This is a genomic window from Bradyrhizobium sp. USDA 372 (assembly GCF_053629095.1).
In genome coordinates this window covers 4,830,003-4,855,426 of the sequence record NZ_JBRJHR010000001.1, presented here as the reverse complement: position 1 = coordinate 4,855,426, position 25,424 = coordinate 4,830,003, and the positions used below count along the sequence as shown (strand labels likewise).

Below are 25,424 nucleotides of genomic sequence, written 5' to 3'. Positions count from 1 at the left end.
TTTGAACGAATCGCCGTCGGGGTTGACGCGGTGGTATTCCAGTCGGGACTTGCAGCACAAACGGGATCGCAACCAATTTGCGATTCGATAGTTATGGTGCGGAATTGTTCCGCCGCCATGGCCCCCGTGAGCCCGACGATGCACCTTCGCCGATTGGTCCTCGCCGCGTTGCTCGTTGTCTCGGCAAGTCCTTGTTTTGCCGAGACTTCCAAGCCCATTCCGGTCAACAATCCGCCGGCGCAGCCGAACGCCTTCATCGATCTCCTGGCGCTGATGTCGGGCCACTGCAAGACGTTCAGGGTCGCAGGCCGCACCTTGCCCTGCAAGACGGTGGCCTATGCCCATGGCGACACGGGCCGGGTCAATTTCGCGGTCGCAGTCGACGATCCCTCCGATGACAGTCATGTGGTGTCGTTCTCCGGCGAGAACGGCAAGCGCGCCGACGACAATTCCTATGAACTCCCAATCGACCGCGTGCTGCTCAACTCCAAGGACCGCCCCAAGGTCGATGGCCTGCCGGTGCCGGCCGAACAGACCTCGACCGGGATCTGCCGCCAGACCGGCAACTTCGCCGCCAGGAAGGTGAACGACGTCACCTGCTCGGCGACCGACAGCCAGGGCCGCAAATACGAGCTCCTGTTCGTCTCCGACGGCACCCCCGTCAGCGTACGACGCATCCGCCAATCGTCGCCGTCGATCCAGGATCCGTTCAAATAGCTCCGTGTCCGCTGGCTTCAACGCGTACGATGGCGATGACGTCACGGAGCGACCCATGAAACGTGACCGCCTGTTTCTGCTGCGTCCCGGCTTCGAGGATCCGGCCTTTCCGGGCCAACGCTTCTATTGCTGGCACTGCGCGCTGATCGAGGGTGTGCTGGCCTCGTTTCCACAGCTGGCCGAAAAGCTCGACGTCGAGCGGATCCCCTGGCCACGGCCGCGGCAAGCCGTGATCGCGCTGGTCGGCGAGGAGAATCAGTCGCTGCCGCTGCTCGTGCTCGCGACTGGGGCGACTTCGCCGCACCAGACCGGCAGCCATCATGGCCGCGCCTTCATCGCAGACAAGGACGCGATCCTCGCCGCGCTCTCCGAGCGGCACGGCTTTCCCGATCCTCATCCGTGATAGCGTGTGCGAAAATCTGCATGCCCCACTCTCGTGTCCCGGACGCGCTGCAGCGCTCCTTGCGCTGCTGCGCAGAGCCGAGACCCATGCAGCGAGCCACCAGGAAAATAGGCCCCGGCTCAGCAGCGCATCGTCGAAGAGACGCTGCGCTGCGCCCGGGGCACCAGTCGGCAGGCGAGGCCTCGTCATGCGACGATAGAACGCGCGCCTTTCGATCGTTCACAAACGTTAACGAGCGTTCATCGGAACTGATATCTGCGTCGTTTCGACGCCCGCACCGGCCGGAACGCGCGGGATGCTCATGTGTTGTCACACGACATTCAACTGGAGTGATGACATGAAATATCTCATTGCCGCGATCGCCCTCGGTGCTGCGGCGTTGGCCGGCGGATCGGCGAACGCGGCCGGCAGCGTAAGCGCCAAGCAAACCGCGCAGGAAAGCCAATCCACCGACATCAGCGCGCACCGCAGGCACTACCGCTGGCACGGTCACCACCATCACGGCTATTATCGGCCCTATTACAGAAGCTACGGCTACTACCCGCGCCATAGCTATTACGGCGGTGGCCCCTATGGGTACTACGGCGGAGGCCCCGGCGTGACGTTCAGCTTCGGCGGCGGTCGCTGGTAAGAGGGACACAGACGAGAGGCCCGCAGAGATGCGGGCCTCTTTTGTTATCTCTGCAGGATCGCGGCCACCGTCTCCAGGCCACTCGCCAGAGCCGCCTCGACCGTGCCCATGTCGCGGCCGCGATAGAGCGCTTCACCCGAAAACAGCACCAAGCCGTCGGCACGCGCGAGGATCGCCTGTGCCTCGCGGGTGCGCGGCGTCGCCCACGAATAGGCGCCGCGCGCGAAGCGATCATGCGCCCAATTGGTCGCAGCAGACGCCACCAGCTCGCGCGCGATGTGATCGCGCGGCAGGCCGAAGACGGCGGCGAGCGAGGCGAGCCCGGCATCGATCAGGGCTTGCTCGTCGAGGCTTTCCAGCTCCGCCGTGCGCGGTCCGCCGAACCAGCCCGTGAGCACGGGACGCTGGTCCGGGTAGCGCGTCCACCACACCGGGATCACCTCATCCGACAGCAGGAAGGTCATGTCGGCAAGGTCTGCCATGCGCTCGCGCCACCATGGCCGCGCGAAGCGCAGCAGGATCTTGATGACGTTGCCGAAGCCGATATCGTCGGCAGCCGCAAGCTTGGCCACCGCGCCGGCCGGCAGCGCGATGTCGCGCAGCAGCGGCAGCGGCACGGTGATGATCGCGCGATCGCAGGTCTGCACATCGCCGCCGGCGCAGCGAACGATCACCGCGCCGCCCTCCTCCGCAATGGCCGACACGACGGAGCCGAGGCGGATGGTGACGCCGTGCCTGCGGCAGTCGGCCGCCATCCATTCGATCATCGCACCGTAGCCGCCGGCGATGCGCGCCTGCGGAGCGTGTCCGCCGTCCATCCATTCCGCGCGTAGCGCCAGCGTGGAGGCGCGTTCGGGATCGGCTGCGTCATAGCCTTCGACCATCCGCTCGATCGAATGGCGCATCGGCGCGTAGTTATCGCCTGCAAAATGCAGGCGCAGGAAGTCGGCGGCCGTGAGGTCGTCCTTCAAGTCGCCCAGCACGGCCTGAAGCTCCGCCTCATGGGGATCGTCGCGCGCCTCGCGCGTGAGCTTCGTCCCGTCAAAGCTCCACCGCTCGCCTTCGATCTCCTGAAGCGACAGGCCGGCCTCGCGCAGCAATGCGCGCGTGACCGGCGCCTCGCCATGAACGAACTCGGCGCCGCCATCGGCAGCATAGCCGAACTCCGCGGCCGGCAGCGGATGAATGCGGCCGCCGCAGCGCTGGCGCGCCTCCAGGATCGTCACCTTGCGGCCGGCACGCGCCAGCTCGCGCGCCGCCATCAGGCCGGCCGCGCCGGCGCCGACGATGACGATGTGCTCGGATGGATCGGACATGGCCGCGCCTTACCGGCTCGCGGCTTGCGGATCGTTCTGGATCAGATAGCGCAGCAGCAGGACGCCGCCGCCGAGCTCGCGCGTGCTCTCCAGCGTCATCGCGGTGAGCGGCGCGCGCCGATCGCCGTCCGCCTCCCTCGAATCGAACACGAAGGGGGCGCCTTTTGCGCCGTCGATCGCGGGGCTGAGGATCAGATTGAATTCGTCGATGAGGCCGGCGCGCAGGAACGCGCCGTTGGCGACGCCACCACCCTCGACCAGCAGACGCTTCACGCCGAGCTCGCGGCTGAGAATGTCCAGCGTCAGGGCGAGGTCGATCTCAGATTTGCCGGCAAAGATGTAGGACACGCCCTCGCCGCGGAGGCCGGCGAGATGCGAATCCGGGACGTTCTCGGTCAGCACGACGACGATCGGATCACCGCCGATCTCCGTGCGCCCCCAGCCGATCTTGCCCTCTGCATCGAGCACGACACCGTAGGTCTTCGCATCGCGCCGGGCGAACCAGCTCTCGCGTGGGAATATCGCGTCCGTCGCGGGATAGGGCTTGCCCTTGGCGAATTCCGATCCGGTGACGCGGCCGATCACCCAGGCATCACCGCCGAGCTCTTCATGGATCTTCTCGAACCAGTCCGTGCCCGCGCCTTTCGGACGCCAGCGGCTCGGATGCGTGCGGCCGTCGAGGCTGGAGTGCATCAGGCAGATGACATACGGCTTCATGCAATCCTCCGGGCAGCGCTCAGGCCGCGGGTCCATCGCCTGCAGCACGACCATGCACGATCGCCGCCAGCGGATTGAGCCTGGGCGGCGCCACCAGCTGGAGCGTGTTGGTGTCGTGGTGATTGAACGGCGCGCCGCGCACGAACAACTCGGTCTGGATCAGATAGGTCCAGCTGCCGTCGTCGTTGAAAGTGATGTCGCAGCGATAAGCGTCGGTGCGGAAGGCCTGCTCCAGAAAATCGGTCGAGCAGATCCCGTAGGCGGTGTCGCCGCGCTTGGCGGTGACCGAGATCGCCCTGTCATCCGGCCCGGCCTTGCCCGAGGCCAGCAGCACCTGCCCGCGCGGGATCGCCAGCGTCTGCATGATCAGCCCGGTCGCCGGCTCCCACAGCCAGTAGCCGACCTGGTCGTGGAAGGTGATGCCTTCCTCGGGCGTGTTGATGTGGATGTGATAGCGCAGCCCGTACAGCAGCTGCGGCCCATTGGCCTGCGGATCGATCGGGTCCATGCGGATGCGCTCGATGAAGGTCCGGCGCTCCGGCCCTTCCGCCTTCGGATTGATGTCGATGCCCTTGTCCGCCTGCCAGGTGCCGGCAAGACGCCGAAGCGGGCCGAGATTGGCCAGGCCGTCGGGCGAGACGTCCTCGGGTTCGGTGAAGATATCGGCGGGAATGGGGAGCATGGAGGCCTCGCGGAGTTGCAGAGACCAGCAATAACACGGGCCGGCGGCGGTCTGAATTCAACTGTTACCGGCAAAGCGCCGGAGGCATTCGAGCCATGCGATGATGCGTATTGCATCCCGCGCCCGCCTCGGGCGCTGCAGCGCGCAGGTTGACCAGGTCGTTGAGCTGCCGGCGCGCCCGCGAGCCGTCGTCAGGCCGCTTCGGACACCGATTTCGCGCGCAGCTCGAGCACGCCGATCGTCGCGACCAGATTGTCGCGCCGCGCGCGAAGGTTGAGCGCGAGAAGAGGATAGGTCGGCTGAACCGGGTCGAACACCCCGGCGCGCGCTTCCTCCTCGAGAATGTCGGTATTAATCAGCCGAACGCGCCACCATAAATCGGCGATCAACGCGTCGAGCCGGAGTTCATCAGCAGCACCAGAACGGGACACTTCCTGCATCACTTGCCTCAACCTGAAACGGCCTCTCCGCCGAGGCCTGGGGTTGGGTCATGACTGAGCAAGTGGAGTGCCAGGACGGCGGAGGCGCCGGACCAACAGTTGAGCAGCTCTCTTGGGCCCAAGGGGCTGCAGTGGCCGACCATGATGACAAACGCCGGAGGAATTCAGCTCACGCCACACGCCGTTTCCGGCGCGCCGTCGGGGCTTGCCAGGAGAGGTTTGCAACCGGCACGGGCTTGCTGAAGTGAAATCCCTGGCCGAGCGGTATACCGAGTGATTGGAGCAGCCTGACCTGTTCGGAGGACTCGACCCCCTCGGCGACGATCGACAGCTTCAGCGTCTTTGCGAGCTGCACGATGGATTTCAGCACGGCGACGGTCTCGCAGCGATCGATCCTGTCGATGAAGGATTTGTCGATCTTGACCTTGTCGAAAGGAAAGGCCGTCAAATAGGACAAGGACGAGTATCCGACGCCGAAATCGTCGAGGGCGATGGAGACGCCGAGCGCCTTGAGGCGCTGGAGCGTCCTGAGGTTCTCCTCGGTGTCGGCGAGAAATACGCTCTCGGTGATCTCGAGCTCGAGCCGGGTTTGCGGAAGCCCGCTCTGCGTCAACGCAAACGTCACGGTGTCGACGAGATTGGCGCTGGCAAATTGCAGGGCGGAGAGATTGACGGCGACCTTGACGTCGGCCGGCATGCTCATCGCATCGCGACAGGCTCTGGCGAGCACCTGTTGGCCGAGCTCGACGATCAATCCCCCCGCCTCCGCAACCGCAATGAACTCTGCCGGAGGGATGTAGCCCCTGGTGGCGTGATGCCAGCGCGCCAGGGCCTCGACCGATTTGACCTGACCGGTGCCAAGCTCGATCACAGGCTGATAATAGAGCTCTATCTCCTCGCGCCAGATCGCTTCACGCAGCTCGATCTCGAGCACGTTGCGCTGATCCGCTTCCGCCTTGAGCTCCGCTGAATAGACGTGGAAGCAACTTCGGCCGGCATTCTTCGACCTGTAGAGCGCAAGATCGGCATTGCGAAGGATCTCGTCGACCCGCGTGCCGTGCTCGGGCACGAGCGCAACGCCAATGCTACAGCCGATCACGACGGGATGGCCGTCGATGTGATAGGGCTCGGCAATGGCCTGGACCAGCCGCGCGGCCAGGCTTGCAGCGCCGTCGCGCATCGCCGCCCGGCCCGCTGCCACGATCACGGCAAACTCGTCGCCGCCGATTCGCGCCGCCGTATCGGCATCTCGGATCTGCGCCTTGATCCGGTCGGCGACCTGCTTCAGCAACGCGTCGCCGCATTGATGGCCGAGCGCATCATTGACCGACTTGAACTTGTCGAGATCGAGCAGGAGTACGGCGAACGCGGGCTCGATCCGGCGCGAGCGGGCCAGCGCCTCGTCGAGGCGCTCCTTGAACAGGTTGCGATTGGCAAGGCCGGTCAGGCTGTCGTAATGCGCGAGCCGCTCGATGCGGTCCGCCGACGCCTTGCGCTCGGTGATGTCCTCATGCGTGGCAACCCAGCCGCCGCCCTCGCGCCGGCCGTAGGAGATGTAGACGACCCGCCCGTCCGGAAACTGGACGGTGTTCGAGATCTGCTCCGACTGAGCGAGCCGGTTCTTCAAATCGACGAGGTACGTCTCGACGTCGAGCACGGCGGTCTGCTTCGCGAACACCTCCCGGAAGTCCATGCCGATCCGAATGTCTTCCGGCACGAGGCCATAGAGTTCGAGCCATTGCCCGTTGAACGCGATCAGGCGGTCCCGGCCGTCGAACATGCTCAAGCCCTGGGGAAGGTTCCTGAGCGCATCCTCGAACTTGCTGGCGAAATCGCGCCGCTCGCGGTGGGCGCGATCCAGCGCCTGCTGCCGTCGCCAATGGAAGGTCGTCGCGGCGAGGATGATGAACGTAAGCAGCAGCGCGCCACCGAGATAGACCTTCTGCCTGAAGGCGGAGCGGGAATAAATCTCCTGCTCCGAAACGCCGACGGTGAAGATGAGCGGAAACGCGCGCGACCTGCGCGCCGTGATCAGCCGGTCGCTGCGGTTCGGCCGGTTCTCGTTCCAATATTGCGCATAGAAGCCGTCGCCCAGTTCGCTCTCGACGCGGCTCGGCGCGCTTTGTCCCAGCACGGAGCCCTGGTCCACGCCCCGGGCAGCGAGCACGACGTGGTTCGCATTCCTGAGCATCAGCGTTCCTCCGACGCCGAGCTTTGCGGTGTCGTAGAACCTGCCCACGACGTCGACGCTGATCGAGCCGACAACCACGCCGACCGGCTTCCCGGCGAGGTCGAACAGCTTTCTCGCGAGCTGTATCGTCCATTTTTTGGACGCGCGGCCCAGCACCGGCTTCGCCACGTAAAGGCGATCGTCGGCCTGCGACATGGTATGAACGAAGTGCTCGCGATCACCGAGATAGAGCGGCGGACCGGAATAGCCCGCCGTCGTCTCGATCATGTATCCGTCCGATCCGATCAGAGCGAGCTGGACCACGTCGCCGGTGGCGATGCGGGCCTTTTCGGACCAGAACTTCAGGCGGAAGGTCAGCGGATCCTCGGCGTAGAGTGCCCGTACCACCAGCAACGACTGATCCACGCGCTCGAAGATGCGCTCGGTGTTCTCCTCGAACAATTCGGCGACGCTGTTGCCGTGCGACCGCGCTTGCTGGATCGCATCCATCCGCTCAGACGCGGTGATTGCGAAATAGCCGATCCAGACCAGGGGCAGAAAGAACAATGCGATCTGCAGCGGACCATTCCGCAGGATCGTTCTTCCGGCTTTGTGGACTGTTCCTGCGGGAATCACGGCGCGCGCCCCCGCTCCGGCCGCCAGGGCAGAACTGCGCTCGCTCGCAGTATTGGCATCGCCTTGTCTCCGCCTCGACTGCACAGGGACACCCGCGGCCGAAGGCGGCGCGCGGGTGCCGTTCATGGCGCAAAGGTAGCTGAAACAGCCTTAAGTTTCTGTTTGGACGTAGCTCAATTCTTCAGCTCAAATCATCCGTATCATCACGGAGGTCGGCCGGTTTTGAGCAATCAGGCACATGGGCACGTCAAAAGCGGCGCATTTTAACCGTCTTTGGACCGCTTTTCACATCGCGCGCGCAACGACGATCGTGCCGGACAGGATGAGGAGCACGCCTGCCGCATAACTCAGTCGTTGGCCGAACGGCAGCAGTTTCTCGCCGGCGACATAGAGCGCGATGCCGATGATCCAGGCGAGGTTCATCACGCCGCCGACGAACAGCAATACCATCAGAAACCAGCAGCAGCCGACGCAATAGCTGCCGTGGCGAAGTCCCATCCGGAATGCGCCGCGCGTGCCGGGCCGCCAATGTCGGCTGAGAAACAACAGCGGGCTCTCGCAATAGCGCAGGCAGGCCTGTTTGAGCGGCGTGAACTGATAGATCCCTGCTGCAATCAGAACGCCGCCCCCCAGGATCGCGCTGGTGCTCGCCATCGCCATCGACAGCAACCCGAAGCGTTCGAACGCTCCTTGCACAAGGACGGCAGCGAGACTGAACCCGGCCCAGGTCACGAGATAGCCGGCGAGGAAGGTCCAGCTATCGGTTGCGGCGCGGGAGGCAGTCTCTTGCCTGCGCTTGACGGTCGCATACAGGAGAACGGTGGGCACCGCGCTCGGCGCCATCATCGCGACCATCATCACCCACCACATCACGAACAGCAGCACGCCATAGAATGGCGTCCACGGCATCGGCGCCATGTCCGGCATGTCGGCCATCATCTCGGTGTCCATGCCGGCGCCCGCAGCGAGGTAGGCCCAGGCGAGCGCCACCACTGCGGCGGTCCCGATCGCGACGATCAGCCGGTCGCGGTGGAGCAAATGTTCCAGTATCGAGCGCCCCTGCATCGACTTGTCCATAGCGATGAGGAGCTGACACCGAGGTTTGTGTCGGTGTCAGCGCCGCATCATGCCGCAACGCCCTCCGGCGTCTGCACGACATTGGCGAGCGAGCTATGCGTACCGCGGGTCTCGAACGGGATCGCGCCGGTCGAGCGGATGTTGGCGGATGCGACCTCGGCCGCCCGATGTTCGAACCCCTCGGGCATGACCACCTGGATGCGGTGCGGATCACCGGTCACCGGATTCTTGATCGGCTCGACATCGGTCTCGAGCACGCCCCTGGCGAGGAGTCTTGCGATGCGTCCGTCCTTGTCGAAGGAGAACTCGAACGGCACAAACACCGGATCGTGGATCTTGGTGACGATCATGCTGACGATCTGGAAAAGCGTGCCTTCGGCCGAATGCTTGCCGGAAAAGATATCGAACAACGCCTGACGCTGCTCCGCCGTAGCGCGTTCGTCGATGATGGGCTGGATTGTCCCGTTGCCCTCATGCAGCGGCCCAGGGAAATCGACCGTGATCGCAAAGCAGAGACCATCGAGCCTGGTCCCTTCGAAATGTCCCTTGGCGATCCGCATGGCGACCAATCCCTTGCAATAGCCTTGGGTCGGCCGTGCGTTGAAATCGCAGGGGCAGCCAAACGCGCAGCTGCAGTTCTTCATCCATTCGCCTTCGAGACGCCAGTCCGATGCAGCCATGGCACATCTCCTGATGTGAGCGGGGACGCGGCAGCCGTTGACGAATTTGTTCAGCGTTCTTGTCGAGGCAAGGCGAAAGGCGCGAGCGGGATCGAGATCCGATCAGAAGGCCGGCATCGCAGAAAAAGTATGTGGCGAGCTGCCGTTTACCGTCCGAGGATCATATCAGCGGCCACCGGCCACGTATACCGAACGAGGGTAGTGCCTCAGGGGCAGCCACATCTCGGGGAGATCCGACGTCAGAGCCATGGTGCCCAGGGGCGGAATCGAACCACCGACACTGCGATTTTCAGTCGCATGCTCTACCAACTGAGCTACCTGGGCGTGCTCCAAGAGAGGGGCCAAAGCCCATCGAGCGGGCGGTTTATAGTGGGCCGAGAGCGGCCTGTCCACCCGGCTTCGCCAAGTGGCTGCGCCGGGCGCGGCCCTTCTGTGCACAAGATCGGGTGGGGTTGCTGCGGCTGGTGCGGGGCACCTCAGGAAGGCCATTAAGGCATTGATATAGATTGATTATTCGACGTCGTCCGTCTCGTCGTCGCGGCCAGGGATGACGTAGGAGCCCTTCAGCCAGCGGTTCAGATCGACGTCGCGGCAGCGCGAGGAGCAGAACGGACGGGTGGCCTGCGTCTGCGGCTTGCCGCAGATCGGGCAGGTTCTGAGCGAGCCCGTGGGCTTGGTGACCTGGTTGTCCATGGGTGTCGGCAGCTTACGCGGGGTGACGGAGTTCAAGAGTCTGTCGGGAAACGGGTTCCTGGCGCAGCCGCACATACGCCGCTGCGCGGACCGGCCGAGCCATTCTACTGTGCATGGGGTTGTTTTCGAGGTTTTTGTCGGCGCCTCACCGGGGCTCACACCGCGGTGGAGTTGAGCCAGCCGAAACGGATCGGGAAACCCTCGCCGCCGAGCAACGTGGTGGTTTCGTAGAGCGGCAGGCCGACCACGTTGGTGTAGGACCCCACCATCTTGACCACGAAGGATCCGGCGATGCCCTGCACGGCGTAGCCGCCGGCTTTGCCGCGCCATTCGCCCGAGCCGATATAGGCCTGGATGTCGTCCTCGGAGAGGCGCTTGAAGCGAACGCGGGTCTCGACCAGGCGCTGGCGGAACGCTTCGCGCGGCGTGACCAGGCAGATCGCGGTGTAGACGCGATGGTTGCGGCCCGAGAGGAGACGGAGGCACTGCGCGGCTTCGTCGACCAGATTGGCTTTGGGCAGGATGCGGCGGCCGACCGCCACCACCGTGTCGGCGGCGAGGATGAAGGCGCCGCGCAGCTCGTCGTCGAGCTGCACCGACTTCAGCGCGGCGTCGGCCTTGGCCCTGGCCAGCCGGTTGGCGCAGGCGCGCGGCAGCTCGCCGCGCTTCGGCGTCTCGTCGACGTCGGCCGGGCGGAGCGCATCCGGCTCGATGCCGGCCTGGTTGAGCAGCGACAGCCGACGCGGCGAACCGGAGGCAAGTACGAATTTGGGGCGGCCGAGCATCAGGTGATTTGGGGGATGAGGCAGGGGGTGAAATTGCGCGCGGAACCTATCGGAAGGGGGCTGATTTCACAACCCGGGAACCCGGACTTTGCTGATTCGAGGTTTCCGACAAGCGTGTGCCCTCGGTCTGTGACGCTCTCGTGTCCCGGACGCTGGCGCGGCATGAAATGCTGCGACGCTGAGCCGGGACCCACGGTCTTGCACATGCGGTGAGATGGGCCCCGGCTCTGCAGCGCATCGCGAAGGCGCGCTGCACTGCGTCCGGGGCACGAGATCACCCGCTCGCCGCGCCGACCTTGGCGAAGCGCCGGCGGATGCGCATCAGGAGCTGATCGCAGACCTCGCGATAGGCAGCTAACTTCTGGTCGCGGCTGCCTTCGATGGTGGTGGGATCCTGCGTCGGCCAGTATTCGACCTCGGCCGCGAGCGTTCGCGTCAGCTCCAGCGCCTTGTGATGCGCCTCGGGCGAGAGCGTGATGATGAGGTCGAAATTCAGTCCCTCCCAATCCTCCAGCTCCTCGAAGGTCTGAGGCTTGTGGGCCGAGATGTCCTGGCCGAGCTCGCCCATCACGGCGACCGCGAAGGGATCGAGATCGCCCTTCCTGGCGCCGGCCGACTTCACGTAGAGGCCTTGCGGAAACATGTGCTGCAACAGGCTCTCGGCCATCGGCGAGCGCACGCTGTTCATCGCACATGCGAACAGCACCGATTGCGGATCGCGTGCGCGTGGGGGCGCAGCCATCGCTTACGCTCTTTTGTTTTTGCGCATGATCCGATCCGAAAACCGGTTCCCACTTTTCGGGATCATGCGCGCTCACCCCTTCCAATGAAGGACGGTAATGAGCGTGAACAGGCGGCGCGAGGTCTCGAAGTCGACCCGCACCTTGCCTTTCAGCCGCTCCTGCAGCGTGCGCGATCCCTCGTCATGGATGCCGCGGCGGCCCATGTCGATGGCCTCGATCTTGTCCGGCGTCGCGGTGCGGATCGCCTGGTAGTAGCTGTCGCAGATCATGAAATAGTCTTTCACGATCCGCCGGAACGGCGTCAGCGACAACAGATGCGCGACGACAGGCGTGCCGTCCTCGCGGCGGATGTCGAACATCAGCCGGTTGCCGGTGATGCCGATATGCAGCGTGAACGGGCCCTTGCCCTCCGCACCCTCGGGCGCGAACAGGTTCTGCTCGATCAGATCATAGATCGCGATCGCGCGCTCGTGCTCGATGTCGGGCCCGGAACGGCCGATCGAGTCCTCGTCGAGCGTGACGCCGACGATGCGATTGGTCGAGTCGTCCTGTTCGGGCGGCTTTGTCATGACAGATTGAGGCGCAATCCAATCGAGCGCGAATGGGCGTCCAGCCCCTCCGCCTTGCCGAGCGTCATCGCGGCCGGCCCCAGCGCACGCAATTGATCGGGTCCGCATTTCAGGATCGAGGTGCGCTTCATGAAGTCGTGCACCGAGAGGCCGGAGGAAAACCGCGCCGAGCGCGCCGTCGGCAGCACGTGATTGGAGCCGCCGACATAATCGCCGATCGCCTCGGGCGTGTGCGGTCCGAGGAACACCGCGCCGGCATTGCGGATCTTCGCGGCGAGCGCGTCGGGATCGACGGTCATGATCTCGAGATGCTCGGCCGCGATGGCGTCAGCGAGCGGGATGGCGTCGGTGAGGTTCTTCACCATGATGACGGCGCCGAAATCGGCCCAGGACGCGCTGGCAATTGCGGCACGCGGCAGCGTCTTCAGCTGCGCTTCCACCGCCTTTTCGACGTCGGCGGCGAGGCGCGCCGAGTCCGTGATCAGGATCGACTGCGCGCTGGCGTCGTGCTCGGCCTGCGCCAGCAGGTCGGCGGCGATCCAGTCGGCATTGCCGGTGTCGTCGGCGATGACGAGCACCTCCGAGGGGCCGGCGATCATGTCGATGCCGACCTTGCCGAACACCAGCCGTTTGGCGGCAGCGACATAGGCATTGCCCGGGCCGACGATCTTGGCGACCGGCGCGATGGTCGCGGTGCCATGCGCGAGCGCAGCGACGGCCTGCGCACCGCCGACACGGTAGATCTCGGTGACGCCGCCGAGATGGGCGGCCGCCAGGACCAGCGGATTGAGCTTGCCGTCCGGCGAGGGCACCACCATCACGAGGCGCGACACGCCGGCGACTTTCGCCGGCACTGCGTTCATCAGCACCGATGACGGATAGGCGGCCGTGCCGCCCGGCACATAAAGGCCGGCGGATTCGATCGCGGTGTAGCGCCAGCCGAGCTCGACGCCGAGCGGATCGGTGAAGCGCTCGTCTTTCGGCAACTGGCGGCGGTGATAGGTCTCGATGCGGTCGCGCGCGAGCTTGAGCGCATCCAGCGTCGCAGGCTCGCAGGCCTTCACGGCGGCCTCGATCTCGGCGGCGGAGACGCGCAACGAGGACGCATCCAGCCTCAAGCGGTCGAACTTGGCTGTCGCTTCGAGCAGGCCGGCATCGCCGCGCCTGGCCACATCATCGACGATCGCGCGCGCGGCGGCCTCCACATCGGCCGAAGCCTCGCGCTTGGCGGCGAGGAAGGCGGCGAATCGCTGGTCAAAATCGGCGCTGCTGCGGTCGAGGCGAACGGGCATGTTTCGCTTGGCTTCCGGCTGGTCTTGAGGGGCGGGTCGGCGCACCAGGTCCCTGCTCAATGGCGCGGCGGGGAAGCTGCGTCAACCCTCGGGAGATGCCGTTCCGGCCAGGGCCGGAGCCCATTCGGCTGGTATACCGGCCGCTTCACCCCTCCCTTTCGACTCCCGTGCCCAGCGTGTCGGCGCCGAGGTCGGTCAGCTCGCATTCCAGGCACTCGACGTCCAGGCGAATGGCGCCGCCCTGGGCGAACAAAAGCAGGGCGCTGCCGCCGGGCTCCTCGGCGCGGCCATCCTGGGGGTGAAATTCAATGCCGACGAGATCCAGCACCTTGTCCGGCGCGGCGAGGTCGATGTTGCGCGACTTGCAGGCGAGCACACGGTCGAAACGCAGCGCGGCGACCAGCCGGCGCGGCTCGGTCTCGCCCTCCAATGTCTGCTCCCAGTCCAGCCGGCTCATTCCGACCACAAGCCGCTTTTCGCCCTGACGCCAGATGATGTCGGACGCCTGGACACGGGCGTCCTGGACATGGGTCGAGATCACGGCGAGATCGTCGGGGTCGAGCGCAATCAGTTTGAGCTGGGGCGACATCGCCGGCGCTTCTCCTGAAGTGGACGAGGCTCAACGCGCGCGAGCCCCGAAATTTCCACTCAAGTTAAGCCCTCGCCCGTCTCGCCGCTACGCGGCGAGCCACCCTTTCCCACAACAAGGGGGAGAGGGTCCGTGAAGCCTCACTCCTTGAAAAACGCCAGGAGATCCGCGTTGATGGTCTCGGCATGCGTGGTCGGCATACCATGCGGAAAACCCTTGTAGGTCTTCAGGATGCCTTTCTTCAGCAGCTTGGCCGAGAGCGGCGCCGAGTCCGCGTAAGGCACGATCTGGTCGTCGTCGCCGTGCATCACCAGCACCGGCACGTTGATCTTCTTCAGATCCTCGGTGAAATCGGTTTGCGAGAACGCGACGATGCCGTCGTAATGCGCTTTCGCGCCGCCCATCATGCCCTGACGCCACCAGTTTTCGATCACCGCTTCCAGCGGTTTTGCGCCGGGGCGGTTGTAGCCGTAGAACGGGCCGGCGGCGATGTCGCGGTAGAACGCCGAGCGTCCGGCGGCGAGCTGGGCCTGGAAATCGTCGAACACGCTCTTCGGCAGGCCGCCGGGATTGGCCGCGGTCTGCACCATCAGCGGCGGCACCGCCGAGAGGATCGCGGCCTTCGCGACGCGGCTCTCGCCGTGGCGGGCGATGTAGTGCACGACCTCGCCGCCGCCGGTGGAATGGCCGACATGGAGGGCGTTCTTGAGGTCGAGATGCGCGGTGAGCGCGGCGAGATCGTCGGCATAATGATCCATGTCGTGGCCGTCGGCGACCTGCGCCGAGCGGCCGTGGCCGCGGCGGTCGTGCGCGATGACGCGATAGCCGCGTGTGACGAAATACATCATCTGCGCGTCCCAATCGTCCGACGACAGCGGCCAGCCATGGCTGAACACGATCGGCTGGCCCGAACCCCAATCCTTGTAGAAAATCTCGACGCCGTCTTTGGTGGTGATGGTGGGCATGGTGGGGGCTCCTTTTAAGCTCGAGTCATTCCGGGACGCGCGTTTAGCGCGGACCCGGATTCTGGAGATTGTCAAATCGAGATTCTCATGTGCGCGATTGCGCACCTGAGTTCATCGCTGCGCGATGCCCCGGAATGACGAATGGCGCGCACAAACGGTCAGGCAAGCGCCATGGGCTTGTAGCGGCGCCAGGCGCCGATGGTCAGCACGACGAAAAACACCAGCACGATGCCCTGGACGACGGCGAACACCGGACCCGATGGCGGCGCCGGCGGCACGGCGGGCGCCAGCGCGGCAAGCGCGGGCACCTTCAGGAACGACTGGATCACCAGCACGAAGACGTTGAAATAGAGCGAGATCATCGCGGTCACGATGTAGACCGGGCGCCAGACGCCGGCGAGCTTCATGCCGTAGAGCGCAAAGCAGGCGACGGCGAGCAGCAGCAGCGAGATGATGCCGATGATGTGCGAGGGCAGCAGCTCCTTGAACGGAAACAGGAAGCCGGTGGCGCTGGTGAGGATGGTGAACAGCAGGAAGATCGCGGTCAGGCCCGGCATCGGCTTCGAGCCGAGCAGGCCGAACATCACGACGAGCCCGGCGACGATGGCAATCAGGCTGATGATGACATGGATCAGCGTGAGGGCGGGCAGACTCAACCCAAAGATCATGACATCTCTCCTACTCTCCGTTGAGGTGACGAGAGTAGTATTACGATCCTCATGGGATTGCCACCTGCGTTGTCGTCACATGCATGCGCGCAGCCATGCGTGATCGTGCGAAATCGAAGAACGCATGGCTGAACTTTTTGCAGCGCTGTCACAAACGACGGCAGCTTGGTTTTGGGGCCCGTATGGAGCGAAGCGAATTCCGACAATCGTGCCACAAGCAATCGCGGCCCCGGATTGCGCTTCGCGCCATCCGGGCTACGAGCTTGCAGGATTCAACGAAAGTTGAATCGATCCCTCACACGTCCTTGGTGTCGAAGATCAGGATGTCGGCGCCGCCGCTGGCGAATTTCGGCACATCAGCGCCGGTCGCCTTGCCTTCCGGGCTGGCGAAGGCCGCCTGAACGTCGGCCACGCTGTCGAAGGTGAGGATGGCGACGAGATGGATTCCGGAAGGACCCGCGGGAGAGGCGACCGGCCCCTTGCTGACGGCGTAGTTCTTCAGGCCGGGAAGTTTCTTGGCGAGCGGAATGTGGGTCTCGGCATAGTACTTGTCGAAGGCGGCAGCATCCTTGGGTGTCTTGTAGAGCACAACGACTTCAGCCATTTAGTCCTCCCGTTGAATCCTTGTTTTTTCCGCGCGCGATTGGCCTCGCGACGAGGGGATAGTCTGTAGTTGTCGGCAAGATGGCAAGCCGGATTCGGCTTGCCATTCCCTTGTATTGTCCTTGCTCTTATCCTTGCCTAAAGCGCCGGTTTTGCGGCGTCGCCGAGATAGCCGTGCAGCGAGGCGACGACCTGCGCGCCCTCACCGATGGCGCCGCCGACGCGCTTGACCGAGCCGGAGCGGACGTCGCCGACGGCGTAGACGCCGGGCACGGAGGTCTCCAGCGGCGCCACCAGCTTGCCCTGGTTCTGCTCGGACTGCGCGCCGGTCACGACGAAACCGCCGCGATCGAGCGTCACGCCGCAACCGTCGAGCCAGGACGTGGCGGGATCGGCGCCGACGAACAGGAAGAGATTGCGGATGTCGGCGGAATCCTCGTCATCCGACAGCCGGCTCTTCCAGCGGATGCGCCGCAGCAGCGACGCCTCGTCGCCCTCGAGTGCGGTGATCTCGGTGTTGAACATCAATTCGATGTTCGGCGTCGCTTCGATGCGCTCGATGAGATAGCGCGACATGCTGGCACCCAAGCCTCCGCCGCGGATGATCATCAGCACGCGTTTGGCGTGGCCCGACAGGAACACGGCCGCTTGGCCTGCCGAATTGCCCGCACCGACCAGGGCGACTTCCTCGCCCGCGCACAGCCGCGCCTCCACGGGCGATGCCCAGTACCAGACGCCGCGGCCCTCGAACGTGTCGAGGTTGGCGATGTCGGGGCGGCGATAGCGTGCGCCACTCGCGACCACCACCGAACGTGAGCGCAAGGGATCGCTGCCCTCCAACGCCACCGAAAATGCGCCGTCCTTGCGCGTGCAGTCGAGCGACTTCACCGTGACGGGAATCATGATGTCGGCGCCGAACTTCTGCGCCTGGGTGAAGGCACGCGCGGTCAAGGCCTGGCCGGAAATGCCGGTCGGAAAGCCCAGATAGTTCTCGATGCGCGCGCTGGCGCCGGCCTGGCCGCCGAAGGCGCGGGTATCGAGCACGGCGACCGACAGCCCTTCGGACGCTGCATAGACGGCGGTGGCGAGCCCGGCCGGTCCGCAGCCGACGACGGCAACGTCGTAGATGCGGTCGCCCTTGGCGCCGCCGATCATGCCGATGGCGCGCGCAAGCTCGGTCTCATTGGGGTTGCGCAGCACCGCGCCATCGGCGGTGACGACCAGCGGCCAGTCTTCGGGCTTGGGCGAATAACGCGCGATCAATTCGGCGCCGCCGCGTTCGCGATCGGGATCGAGCAGATGATGCGGCTGGCCGTTGCGGGTGAGAAAGCCCTGCAGCCGCACCAGGCCGACGGAGTTCGACGGTCCGATCAGCACGGGACCGCCGACGCCGCCCTGGATCAGATTGACCCGGCGCAGGATCAGCGCCCGCATGATGCGCTCGCCGAGGTCGGCCTCGGCGACCAAGAGCGCGCGCAGCCGGTCCGGCGGCAGCAGCAGCGTCTCGACCTCGCCCTCGGCGCGGCCGTCGACCAGCGCCGGCTGTCCCGAGAGCTGGCTGAGCTCGGCCAGGAATTGCCCCGGCCCCTGGTCGATCACCGGGATGACGTGACCAAGGCCGTCGCGCTGGCTGATGGCGACATGGCCCTTGAGCACGACGAACATGCCGGGCCCGGGCTTGCCGGTCTCGAACAGCAACTCGCCGTCCACATAGGTGCGGATTTCGCCGAAGTGTCTGATCCGTTCGATCTCGGCAGGCGTCAGCGCCGGAAAGGTCTGCTCGGGGCGGGTGAACCGCACCAGCTGCGCTTCACGGTCGGTTCGTTGTGTCTCGTCCTGCCCCATGGTCACTGCATGCACTCCAAATTTCCAGCCGCCGGCTTTCAACGACGGATCTTGCCGGCGGCCCCCTCATTTAGGGAACCATCCTCATTCTGCGAGGGGTCGGTGCTTGCGGCGCGTTCGCGCGCCTGCACCTTCCGCCGCTTCAGGTTTTCGCGGAGCGCCGATTTCAGCCGGTCGTCCCGGGACGCCCTCGCCTGCCTCGCGCTCTTGTCAGTCTCGTCAGCCATCGCGGCTCCATCACAGCAACCGGCAGCAGGATGCCATCGAAGTGTGGCAGCTCAAGAGGCAACGCGATACGCCCATGTGAGACGCGAGATGGATCGAATCCGCCCCCAGGCCAACTGACCTCTTGGGCAGGGATACCAGACCCCGAATCGGCGTGAAGTCGGTCAGTTCAGGCGAAACCGGGCATTTTGGCGCCGATATCGGCCCGATTTTCTCGTATTGGCGCGGCTAGCAAGCTTGCGCAGGAGGGGGGCTTGTGGCAGATATCGGCCCGCTTGGTAGGCCCCTCGGGCGGCCGATTCTTGTCCCAGCACATGCTGCCGTAGCTCAGTGGTAGAGCACTCCATTGGTAATGGAGAGGTCGACAGTTCAATCCTGTCTGGCAGCACCAGCTTTCCTCATCGACGCGAGCCCTCCGCCCGGCAGCGAGCCCGCAACAGCCACGGATGCCATCGTGATCACACGTTCCCTGCCCTATGAAGGACTGCTCCACGAGATCGTCGAGCATAATGGCGTGCTCTATCTCGGCGGCATCGTCCCTGAAGATGTCGGGCTCGACATCGCGGGCCAGGCCGACGATGTGCTGCGCCAGTTGAAGACCCTGCTCGAGGGGGCCGGCTCCGATCTGTCCTGCGTTCTGCAGGTGACGATCTACGTGGCCGACCTCACTGAGAAGGCCGCGTTCAACCAGGTGTGGAAGCGCTATTTCACCGCGGAGCATCTGCCGGCGCGTGCCGCGATCGGCGTTGCGGATCTCGGCCCGGGCGTCAAGCTGGAGCTGACGGCGATCGCCGCCCGCCGCTGACCCTCGAGCGACGGGTGAGGCGAGCAAGCCCGATCATTCCTGCGTTCGAACATGAAGCCGCGCTCTCGCGACGCAAGCGTCCGAGTTTTGCTGTTTTCCTTGCCCCTCCTCTGTGAAGAGGGCGCAGTGAAGGCCGGGTGCCGGCTGGCACCCATGATCCGCCGCGCGAAAAAATTTGCACACGCAAATGCGCAGGCGGGACGACAGGTGGGCCGGAAAACACCCGGCCTTCCCTGCGCGATGGTTTGACGGCTTATGCCTGCTCTCCCCGGAGCCGAGTTCCTTCCGGCCTCCGTCACCTCGCGAATTGATGCTTCCAGGCCCGGTTGAGCCCAAAACCATCTCCGCAAGGCTTGACCGTAGCAACGACGGTCAGGACCACACGGTTTTGCCGTACGCAGCTTCCGGCTCCGCCAAGAGGCTTCTCCGGATGTTGGCGCCGTCCGTTCCGCACACCGACCAGGACCTCACGAGGTTCATCTCGCCCTGGTCCCGCCACGCGTGCCCGACGCAGCCGCGTCCACCGCACCCTGGCCCACGTTCGTGACGACGTACGATCGCCCCTCTCCTTGGACCGGGATGTGCGATGGATACCGCAATTCCGAATTTCGGTAAAGTGGAATATTTTTGCAGAACGGGATTGACGGGGTTTGCGCGGAGGGGTGGTGTTTTGCCCGACGGGTTAGAAGCGTTGCGGTCGATCTCGGGTTTTGACCGGATGGGGAAATCCTACCACCGGCCATGCCGCCTGAAATCACGTGGTCTTTGGACCCTCGTTGGGGTAATTTTCTGTTGCAACTGATAATCGCGAGCGGATCATTTCGCCGCGGCATCAAGGGAGGACGATCATGACCTTCCGTGCACGAAGTCATCTTGCTTTCTTCGCTTCATTCTTGCTCCTGACTACGGCTGACGCGGTTCGCGCGGGCAGCGAGGACGAAGTGAAGGCTCTTTTCACAAGATTTGTTGCCGCACAAAACGCTCATGACCTCAAGGCGGTTGGTGAGCTTCTGCAAGACTCGGCTCAGTTCCTGTGGATCACGCGTGGCGCCCCTGTCTGGGGTCACGCTGCAGCAATCAAGCGCTTCGAGACCCTGTATCAGGGCACTTGGTCCCTCGACCCGAAAATGGACGAACTGAAGGTCATCGAATTGCAGACGGGGGTGGCGCAACTCTATGTGCCAGTAACCTTCATGATTTCACCGCCTGGACAGACGGCGCAGCCGACACGGTTCCTGATGAATCAAGTGCTGGTGAAAACAGGCGACGGTTGGAAGATAACAAGCATCCTTCCAATTCCTGCGCCTCAGCCATAGACCAGATTTATTCGTCGCATGCAGCTCGTAGGATGGGTAGAGCGAAGCGAAACCCATCAATGCGCTGCTCGGAGACGAAAGATAATGGGTTTCGCAAGTGCTCTACCCATCCTACGAGACTGTGAATCTTTTGTACCGCGCGTCAGACGAATGTGATTCTCTGGGCAGACTGATCTGCTGGAGAGGATGATGGCTGACGACGGACTTTTTGGTGAATTGCCGGAGCAGTCGGCACGAACCGAAGCGGTGCCGCAAGGCGCACCTCGGCTGCGCGAGCCTGTGCGCAATCAGGTCGAATTGCGAGCGGTCGATATCGACAGCCTGATCGGGCAGGATCATCCAGCGCGGGTGATCTGGGCTTATGTCGAAGGGCTGGACCTGAGCGAGCTGGAAGATCGCGTCAAGGCACGGGAAAACAGGCCGGGCCATCCGGCGCCATCGCCACGGTTGTTGCTGGCGCTTTGGCTGTACGCCGCGAGCGATGCCGTTGGCAGCGCGCGGGCGCTGGACCGGCTCTGCGACAGCCACGACGTCTACCGCTGGCTCTGCGGTGGCGTGTCGTTGAACCATCACGGGCTGTCGGACTTCCGGGTCGGCTGTGCCGACTTGCTCGACCGTTTGCTGGTTGAACATCTGGTGGCCCTGAACGAGGCAGGGCTGGTCGATCTGGAGAAGCTGACCCAGGACGGGGTGCGGATACGAGCGAATGCCGGGACCGGATCTTTCCGGCGGGAGGCGACGCTGGATCGGCAGATGGCGCAGGCCGAGGCCATTGTGGAAGAGCTCAAGCGCGAGGTCGATGCGGACCCGGAAGCCAGCAATCGGCGGATCCGGGCCGCCAAAGAGCGGGCGGCGCGCGAACGCAGCGAGCGGGTGCAAGCCGCGCAGGCCGCGCTGGCCGAGATCAAGCGCAAGCGAAAACAGCTCGACGACAAGGGCGGCAATGGCAAGAAGCCGAAGGAGCCTCGGGCCTCCACCACCGACCCGCAGGCCAGGGTGATGAAGATGGCCGATGCCGGCTTCCGTCCGGCCTATAATGTGCAGGTGGCTAGCGCGGCTGGCGAACTGATCGTGGTCGCGATCGATGTCGACAACAGCGGCTCAGATCGTGGCTTGATGCGCCCGATGCTGGAGCGAACGCGCGCTCGGCTGAAGCGCTTGCCACGCCGCTACCTCGCCGATGGCGGGTTCTGCACTGGCGACGACATCGAATGGGCGCATGGCGAGGGCATCGAGGTTTACTGTCCACCGCCCCAATCCAGGAGCGGTGTCGATCCCTTCTTACCCCGGAGCAGCGACGGTCCTGGCATAGCGGCCTGGCGTGCTCGCATGGCCAGCGAAGCCGGCAAGGCACAGTACCAGGCCCGTACCATCTGCGAATGCATCCATGCCCGCTGGCGCAACTGGGACCTCAGGCAACTGACCGTGCGCGGCATCGAGAAGGTCCGTGCCGTCGTGCTCTGGTACGCCCTCACCAACAACATCCTGCAAGGGCATCGTCTCGCAAAAGCATAGATAACCAACAGCCTGACGCCGCCGGCTTCCCCCATCAAGGGGCGATACCACCCCTTGATGCCGAAGCCGAAACAAAACGAATTGGCTCACAGGCTCTACGCACTGATGGTTCTATGTTCGATGGAGCGCGCCCGTCCTTGGTGAACGACCGGGCGGCTCATGTCTCTTTGGTCCTTGGTGGGCATCGCTTGAAGTCGGCTCGAGCCCCGAATCGGACGTTGAGCAACCCTGTGGCACGACGTAAGCTCTCACCCAGTTCGCTGGCTGAGGAGAAAGCGCTTATGAAGAGGCGCGACTTCATGGCAGGGTTGGGACTTGCGACTGCGCTCCCTGCTGCTTCACGAGCCCAACAGACATTCCCGACCATCGGTTTTCTCAGCACGCGTTCGCCCGATGAAGCCGCAACGCACACCAATGCTTTCAGGCGCGGCCTCGAAGAGATGGGTTACGTCGAGAACCGTAACATAAAGATCGAGTATCGCTGGGCGAAGGGTGACTACGGCAGCTTGCCGTCCTTCGCCACTGAATTGGTCAGCCATCCTCTTTCGTTGATTGTAGGAGCGGGTGATCCCGCTGCCCGCGCGGCCAAATCGGCGACCTCGGCGATCCCCCTTGTCTTTCTCGTTGGCGACGATCCCGTTCGCGCGGGCTTGGTGACGAGCATGAACCGCCCGGGCGTAGCAACTGGCGTGAACTTCTTCACAGGCGATTTGGGCGGCAAACGCCTGGAACTCATCTGCGCGATGGTCCCCACTGCCGGCGTCATCGGCTTGCTTGTCAATCCACGCTTTGGGAGTGAGGTTGTCGAGCAGCACCGGCAGGCGGTCGCCAACGCGGCCAAGTCCCTTGGGCGCGAACTTGTCGTGCAGGCCGGGACGACGGATGCCGAACTTGACGCGGCTTTCGGCGTGCTTGGCAAGGCTGGCGTCAAGGCTTTGGTCGTGCAGAACGATCCATTCTTCGACTCCCGGCGAAACCAGATATTGGCACTCTCATCGGAGCATCAATTGCCAGGCATCTTCCACATTCGAGAGTTTCCGGCCGATGGCGGCCTGATGAGCTACGGCGCCAGTCTTTCCGATACGTATCGCCTGCTCGGCGTCTATGCCGGCAAGATCTTGCACGGCGCGAAGCCCGACAATCTTCCGGTCTTGCGACCAACGAAATTCGAGCTCGTGATCAACATGAAGTCGGCCAAGGCATTTGGGCTTGCAGTGCCACAGTCCGTCCTTGTCGCGGCCGATGAATTGATCGAATGACTTTGACTCGGCCATGCCAAGCTTCGCCTCTAGGCGGGCCAAGGGATGCTGGCCAGTCCAAAGATCGCACCTTCGCGGACATCCGAGGTGCCGGATGTTTGACTGTGCCGCTCAAGCCTGCGGCCGTTGCAAACTGTGCTGGCGCGCCTTTTTGAAAAACTGCGGTCACACGGCACGTTGACCCCTCATTTCATGGTGATAGTCTTTCAGCTCGCGGCCTGTCCGGGAGGACACAATGGGATGGTTCGACCGCCTGTTTGGAAGATTGTCGGAGCCGACGACCCCTCTCTTTGCGAGATTTCGGCGGAAATCGAAGGCACCGACCGACCCTGATCTTCTGAAAATTGCCAAAGACCGGAAGGGGCATGTTTCCCGAAGGGCCGTCAGGGACGAATATAATCGGCTGGTCCTGGAGAAGTACGCGCACGACAAGTCGTGATGCGAGGACCCGTCGAGGCCGATCTCGGTGGCGAAACGTGATGGGTTCCCGACGGCTCTCTCTCTTGCGCGCTATCAATTGTCGCCATTCACCTGCAGTGCCGCGAAGCGATCATCGGCCCGGCGCAGCCGCCGGCACAGCTCGCGATTGACGTTCTGCAGGACGATCACGTAGGCGTGGATGTCGGCCTTGTAGCAGGCATAGAGCTTTTGGGCCGTCAGCTCGTACAGCACCGTCGGTGCCTCCGCGACCACCGTGGCGGAGCGGTTCTGCATTTCGATCAGCGTCATCTCGCCGAAGAAATCCCCAGGCTCCAAACGCGATATCGGGATGACGCCGCCCGCATGGGTCCGCTTGCTCACCGCGAGCCGGCCGGACTTGACGATGAACATCGAGCGCCCCGGCTCGCCCTCGGCCACGACGGTCGCGCCCACCTCGAAGTCGCGCTCGACCAGCATCGAGATCAAGAGGTCAAGGCTTTCGTCCGAAAGGCCACCGAAGAACGGCGTCGCCAGCAGGAACGCTTTCAGATCGGGGGCCGTGACGGTCATCGCGCGAGGTTACGCCCGGTCGATGGCTGCGGCAAGCTAAGCGGCGCAGCCAGGTTCCGTCATTGCGAGCCAACGGGTCCGCGCGAAGCGCGGCCCGATGACAGGCTCCGCGAAACAATCCAGGAATGTGCCCGCGGAAACAGTCTGGATTGCTTTGTCGCAAGGGCTCCTCGCAATGACGCGGCGAGAGATTTTCGCCTCTCGACTCTGGTCCACTGCCGCGCGAAGCGAAACCCATCAGGCTCGTTCGCTAACGGAGATGATGAGTTTCGAGAAGTGCTCTACCCGTCCTGCACAATGCGGGCTATTTGGGCCGGCGCCCCCTGATCGCGTGTGCGCGCGCACTGCAGGTGATGCGACCGTCCGCATGCGCCGGCAGGGCCGCACGCACCCGCGCGATGAGCGTCTCGACGTCTGCGGGCCTCATCGCGGCAACGGCAGGCCGGAGCGCGGGGGACTTCAGACTGATTGCCCAGAAGTCGTCGAAACCCGAAAACGTCCGTTGCACCGTGATCTCTCGCGTTTGCACGTCCTCAAGACCTGCTCCTCGCCACAGGTCCCGCAACGCTTCCATGCGAGAGGCGTCCATCCGTGGCGGGCGGGTTGCCGGAATGCCCATCGCCTTCATCTCGTCGTAGATCGGGTCGAGCGGAAAGCCGCCACCCAACATGTCCCACATATACGTCATGACCGTACCGCCGGGGACGACGACCCGCACCATTTCGCTGACGCCCCTGGCGGGATCCGGAACGAACACGAGAACCAACGCCATCACAGCCGCATCGAAGCTGCCATCGGCGAAAGGAAGTGCCATCGCATCGCCCTGGTGAAACTTTGCCACGCGCGCCGCAGGTCGCGTGCGCGCAAAGGCAAGCTGCTCTGCCGAGGGGTCAATGCCCTGGACCTCGACGGGGCTGCAGCGCTCGACCAGGAGTTCGGTGAAGGCGCCGTTGCCGCAACCGATGTCGATCCACCGCAAGCCGGGAGGAGGTGCCAGCCAATCAAGGAATATCTCGCCGGCGAACCGGCTCCAGATTCCCATCATCTGCTCGTAGGCAGCACCGTCGTCGAAGTGAATGGTCTGCTCTGCCAA

Annotated in this window: 27 protein-coding genes and 2 tRNA genes; 8 read left to right on the top strand and 21 right to left on the bottom strand. The window is 64.2% G+C overall.

Annotated elements, in window-relative coordinates:
- The first annotated feature begins 138 nt into the window (after nt 1-138).
- The 3 genes from AB7M16_RS22940 to AB7M16_RS22930 all read left to right on the top strand — a co-directional run bounded on the left by AB7M16_RS22940 (nt 139) and on the right by AB7M16_RS22930 (nt 1,751).
- A complete protein-coding gene (locus tag AB7M16_RS22940; protein WP_439365589.1) occupies nt 139-717 on the top strand; it encodes a hypothetical protein in 579 nt (192 codons plus the stop codon).
- 55 nt (nt 718-772) lie between these two features.
- Nucleotides 773-1,120 carry a DUF3088 domain-containing protein gene (locus AB7M16_RS22935; RefSeq protein WP_271509537.1) on the top strand — a complete coding sequence of 116 codons (348 nt, stop codon included), beginning with the start codon at nt 773-775 and terminating at the stop codon, nt 1,118-1,120.
- A 337-nt stretch (nt 1,121-1,457) separates the two neighbouring features.
- Nucleotides 1,458-1,751: a hypothetical protein gene (locus AB7M16_RS22930; RefSeq protein ID WP_172785131.1), complete on the top strand. Its 294-nt coding sequence runs from the start codon at nt 1,458-1,460 to the stop codon at nt 1,749-1,751.
- A gap of 44 nt (nt 1,752-1,795) precedes the next feature.
- Here the strand turns inward: AB7M16_RS22930 and AB7M16_RS22925 are convergent, their stop codons facing one another.
- The 19 genes from AB7M16_RS22925 to AB7M16_RS22835 form a co-directional block, all read right to left on the bottom strand.
- Complete coding sequence (locus tag AB7M16_RS22925; protein ID WP_453945310.1) at nt 1,796-3,067, bottom strand: flavin monoamine oxidase family protein; 1,272 nt, start codon at nt 3,065-3,067, stop codon at nt 1,796-1,798.
- Between the two features lie 9 nt (nt 3,068-3,076).
- Entirely contained in the window at nt 3,077-3,784 is a 708-nt protein-coding gene (locus AB7M16_RS22920; protein ID WP_453945309.1) for a RibD family protein, read from the bottom strand.
- A 19-nt stretch (nt 3,785-3,803) separates the two neighbouring features.
- A complete protein-coding gene (locus AB7M16_RS22915; RefSeq protein ID WP_453945308.1) occupies nt 3,804-4,466 on the bottom strand; it encodes an FABP family protein in 663 nt (220 codons plus the stop codon).
- Between the two features lie 191 nt (nt 4,467-4,657).
- On the bottom strand, nt 4,658-4,906 hold the full coding sequence (locus AB7M16_RS22910) for a hypothetical protein (RefSeq protein ID WP_212254010.1): 249 nt from the start codon (nt 4,904-4,906) through the stop codon (nt 4,658-4,660).
- 169 nt (nt 4,907-5,075) lie between these two features.
- A complete protein-coding gene (locus AB7M16_RS22905; RefSeq protein WP_172785136.1) occupies nt 5,076-7,643 on the bottom strand; it encodes a bifunctional diguanylate cyclase/phosphodiesterase in 2,568 nt (855 codons plus the stop codon).
- Between the two features lie 354 nt (nt 7,644-7,997).
- The gene (locus AB7M16_RS22900) at nt 7,998-8,777 is read right to left on the bottom strand and encodes a DUF2182 domain-containing protein (RefSeq protein ID WP_453945307.1); all 780 of its coding nucleotides are present in this window, start codon (nt 8,775-8,777) and stop codon (nt 7,998-8,000) included.
- A gap of 59 nt (nt 8,778-8,836) precedes the next feature.
- On the bottom strand, nt 8,837-9,469 hold the full coding sequence (locus AB7M16_RS22895) for a DUF1326 domain-containing protein (RefSeq protein ID WP_172785138.1): 633 nt from the start codon (nt 9,467-9,469) through the stop codon (nt 8,837-8,839).
- A 248-nt stretch (nt 9,470-9,717) separates the two neighbouring features.
- Nucleotides 9,718-9,793: transfer RNA gene (locus AB7M16_RS22890), tRNA-Phe, on the bottom strand.
- A gap of 186 nt (nt 9,794-9,979) precedes the next feature.
- Nucleotides 9,980-10,162 carry a DNA gyrase inhibitor YacG gene (yacG, locus tag AB7M16_RS22885; protein WP_453947247.1) on the bottom strand — a complete coding sequence of 61 codons (183 nt, stop codon included), beginning with the start codon at nt 10,160-10,162 and terminating at the stop codon, nt 9,980-9,982.
- Nucleotides 10,163-10,317: 155 nt separating this feature from the next.
- Nucleotides 10,318-10,947 carry a Maf-like protein gene (locus AB7M16_RS22880; RefSeq protein ID WP_172785139.1) on the bottom strand — a complete coding sequence of 210 codons (630 nt, stop codon included), beginning with the start codon at nt 10,945-10,947 and terminating at the stop codon, nt 10,318-10,320.
- A gap of 274 nt (nt 10,948-11,221) precedes the next feature.
- Complete coding sequence (locus AB7M16_RS22875) at nt 11,222-11,689, bottom strand: arsenate-mycothiol transferase ArsC (RefSeq protein WP_172785140.1); 468 nt, start codon at nt 11,687-11,689, stop codon at nt 11,222-11,224.
- Between the two features lie 72 nt (nt 11,690-11,761).
- Entirely contained in the window at nt 11,762-12,259 is a 498-nt protein-coding gene (locus AB7M16_RS22870) for a UPF0262 family protein (RefSeq protein ID WP_172785141.1), read from the bottom strand.
- Nucleotides 12,256-13,551 (bottom strand): histidinol dehydrogenase, encoded by a 1,296-nt coding sequence (hisD, locus tag AB7M16_RS22865; protein WP_453945306.1) that lies wholly within the window; start codon nt 13,549-13,551, stop codon nt 12,256-12,258. Before hisD ends, AB7M16_RS22870 begins: the two co-directional genes overlap by 4 nt.
- A gap of 145 nt (nt 13,552-13,696) precedes the next feature.
- The gene (locus AB7M16_RS22860) at nt 13,697-14,140 is read right to left on the bottom strand and encodes a DUF2948 family protein (RefSeq protein WP_453945305.1); all 444 of its coding nucleotides are present in this window, start codon (nt 14,138-14,140) and stop codon (nt 13,697-13,699) included.
- A gap of 140 nt (nt 14,141-14,280) precedes the next feature.
- A complete protein-coding gene (locus AB7M16_RS22855; RefSeq protein WP_172785144.1) occupies nt 14,281-15,105 on the bottom strand; it encodes an alpha/beta fold hydrolase in 825 nt (274 codons plus the stop codon).
- 158 nt (nt 15,106-15,263) lie between these two features.
- The gene (locus AB7M16_RS22850) at nt 15,264-15,773 is read right to left on the bottom strand and encodes a hypothetical protein (protein WP_453945304.1); all 510 of its coding nucleotides are present in this window, start codon (nt 15,771-15,773) and stop codon (nt 15,264-15,266) included.
- A gap of 295 nt (nt 15,774-16,068) precedes the next feature.
- Nucleotides 16,069-16,377, bottom strand: coding sequence for an EthD family reductase (locus AB7M16_RS22845; protein ID WP_172785146.1), 309 nt, complete (start codon nt 16,375-16,377; stop codon nt 16,069-16,071).
- A gap of 137 nt (nt 16,378-16,514) precedes the next feature.
- Nucleotides 16,515-18,221: an FAD-dependent oxidoreductase gene (locus tag AB7M16_RS22840; protein ID WP_172785234.1), complete on the bottom strand. Its 1,707-nt coding sequence runs from the start codon at nt 18,219-18,221 to the stop codon at nt 16,515-16,517.
- Nucleotides 18,222-18,259: 38 nt separating this feature from the next.
- Nucleotides 18,260-18,448, bottom strand: a complete 189-nt coding sequence (locus AB7M16_RS22835) for a hypothetical protein (RefSeq protein WP_172785147.1) — start codon at nt 18,446-18,448, stop codon at nt 18,260-18,262.
- A 314-nt stretch (nt 18,449-18,762) separates the two neighbouring features.
- Between AB7M16_RS22835 and AB7M16_RS22830 the strand changes: the two genes are divergently transcribed.
- From AB7M16_RS22830 to AB7M16_RS22810, 5 genes are all read left to right on the top strand, one after another.
- Nucleotides 18,763-18,837, top strand: a tRNA-Thr gene (locus AB7M16_RS22830).
- A 63-nt stretch (nt 18,838-18,900) separates the two neighbouring features.
- Nucleotides 18,901-19,251, top strand: a complete 351-nt coding sequence (locus tag AB7M16_RS22825; RefSeq protein ID WP_212254004.1) for a RidA family protein — start codon at nt 18,901-18,903, stop codon at nt 19,249-19,251.
- A gap of 848 nt (nt 19,252-20,099) precedes the next feature.
- The gene (locus AB7M16_RS22820; protein WP_453945303.1) at nt 20,100-20,567 is read left to right on the top strand and encodes a nuclear transport factor 2 family protein; all 468 of its coding nucleotides are present in this window, start codon (nt 20,100-20,102) and stop codon (nt 20,565-20,567) included.
- A gap of 186 nt (nt 20,568-20,753) precedes the next feature.
- Complete coding sequence (locus tag AB7M16_RS22815) at nt 20,754-22,082, top strand: IS1182 family transposase (RefSeq protein ID WP_212257604.1); 1,329 nt, start codon at nt 20,754-20,756, stop codon at nt 22,080-22,082.
- Nucleotides 22,083-22,363: 281 nt separating this feature from the next.
- A complete protein-coding gene (locus AB7M16_RS22810) occupies nt 22,364-23,341 on the top strand; it encodes an ABC transporter substrate-binding protein (protein WP_453945302.1) in 978 nt (325 codons plus the stop codon).
- Between the two features lie 513 nt (nt 23,342-23,854).
- On the opposite strand, the gene AB7M16_RS22805 is transcribed toward AB7M16_RS22810, so the two are convergent.
- Complete coding sequence (locus AB7M16_RS22805; RefSeq protein ID WP_453945301.1) at nt 23,855-24,331, bottom strand: Crp/Fnr family transcriptional regulator; 477 nt, start codon at nt 24,329-24,331, stop codon at nt 23,855-23,857.
- A gap of 304 nt (nt 24,332-24,635) precedes the next feature.
- Nucleotides 24,636-25,424 (bottom strand): class I SAM-dependent methyltransferase, encoded by a 789-nt coding sequence (locus tag AB7M16_RS22800; protein ID WP_212259506.1) that lies wholly within the window; start codon nt 25,422-25,424, stop codon nt 24,636-24,638.

Bases quoted from the DNA above. Each gene is read 5' to 3' on its own strand.
- AB7M16_RS22940 (WP_439365589.1), top strand. From the start codon at position 139: ATGCACCTTCGCCGATTGGTCCTCGCCGCGTTGCTCGTTGTCTCGGCA.
- AB7M16_RS22935 (WP_271509537.1), top strand. From the start codon at position 773: ATGAAACGTGACCGCCTGTTTCTGCTGCGTCCCGGCTTCGAGGATCCG.
- AB7M16_RS22930 (WP_172785131.1), top strand. From the start codon at position 1,458: ATGAAATATCTCATTGCCGCGATCGCCCTCGGTGCTGCGGCGTTGGCC.
- AB7M16_RS22925 (WP_453945310.1), bottom strand. From the start codon at position 3,067: ATGTCCGATCCATCCGAGCACATCGTCATCGTCGGCGCCGGCGCGGCC.
- AB7M16_RS22920 (WP_453945309.1), bottom strand. From the start codon at position 3,784: ATGAAGCCGTATGTCATCTGCCTGATGCACTCCAGCCTCGACGGCCGC.
- AB7M16_RS22915 (WP_453945308.1), bottom strand. From the start codon at position 4,466: ATGCTCCCCATTCCCGCCGATATCTTCACCGAACCCGAGGACGTCTCG.
- AB7M16_RS22910 (WP_212254010.1), bottom strand. From the start codon at position 4,906: ATGCAGGAAGTGTCCCGTTCTGGTGCTGCTGATGAACTCCGGCTCGAC.
- AB7M16_RS22900 (WP_453945307.1), bottom strand. From the start codon at position 8,777: ATGCAGGGGCGCTCGATACTGGAACATTTGCTCCACCGCGACCGGCTG.
- AB7M16_RS22895 (WP_172785138.1), bottom strand. From the start codon at position 9,469: ATGGCTGCATCGGACTGGCGTCTCGAAGGCGAATGGATGAAGAACTGC.
- yacG (WP_453947247.1), bottom strand. From the start codon at position 10,162: ATGGACAACCAGGTCACCAAGCCCACGGGCTCGCTCAGAACCTGCCCG.
- AB7M16_RS22880 (WP_172785139.1), bottom strand. From the start codon at position 10,947: ATGCTCGGCCGCCCCAAATTCGTACTTGCCTCCGGTTCGCCGCGTCGG.
- AB7M16_RS22875 (WP_172785140.1), bottom strand. From the start codon at position 11,689: ATGGCTGCGCCCCCACGCGCACGCGATCCGCAATCGGTGCTGTTCGCA.
- AB7M16_RS22870 (WP_172785141.1), bottom strand. From the start codon at position 12,259: ATGACAAAGCCGCCCGAACAGGACGACTCGACCAATCGCATCGTCGGC.
- hisD (WP_453945306.1), bottom strand. From the start codon at position 13,551: ATGCCCGTTCGCCTCGACCGCAGCAGCGCCGATTTTGACCAGCGATTC.
- AB7M16_RS22860 (WP_453945305.1), bottom strand. From the start codon at position 14,140: ATGTCGCCCCAGCTCAAACTGATTGCGCTCGACCCCGACGATCTCGCC.
- AB7M16_RS22855 (WP_172785144.1), bottom strand. From the start codon at position 15,105: ATGCCCACCATCACCACCAAAGACGGCGTCGAGATTTTCTACAAGGAT.
- AB7M16_RS22850 (WP_453945304.1), bottom strand. From the start codon at position 15,773: ATGATCTTTGGGTTGAGTCTGCCCGCCCTCACGCTGATCCATGTCATC.
- AB7M16_RS22845 (WP_172785146.1), bottom strand. From the start codon at position 16,377: ATGGCTGAAGTCGTTGTGCTCTACAAGACACCCAAGGATGCTGCCGCC.
- AB7M16_RS22840 (WP_172785234.1), bottom strand. From the start codon at position 18,221: ATGGGGCAGGACGAGACACAACGAACCGACCGTGAAGCGCAGCTGGTG.
- AB7M16_RS22835 (WP_172785147.1), bottom strand. From the start codon at position 18,448: ATGGCTGACGAGACTGACAAGAGCGCGAGGCAGGCGAGGGCGTCCCGG.
- AB7M16_RS22820 (WP_453945303.1), top strand. From the start codon at position 20,100: ATGACCTTCCGTGCACGAAGTCATCTTGCTTTCTTCGCTTCATTCTTG.
- AB7M16_RS22815 (WP_212257604.1), top strand. From the start codon at position 20,754: ATGATGGCTGACGACGGACTTTTTGGTGAATTGCCGGAGCAGTCGGCA.
- AB7M16_RS22810 (WP_453945302.1), top strand. From the start codon at position 22,364: ATGAAGAGGCGCGACTTCATGGCAGGGTTGGGACTTGCGACTGCGCTC.
- AB7M16_RS22805 (WP_453945301.1), bottom strand. From the start codon at position 24,331: ATGACCGTCACGGCCCCCGATCTGAAAGCGTTCCTGCTGGCGACGCCG.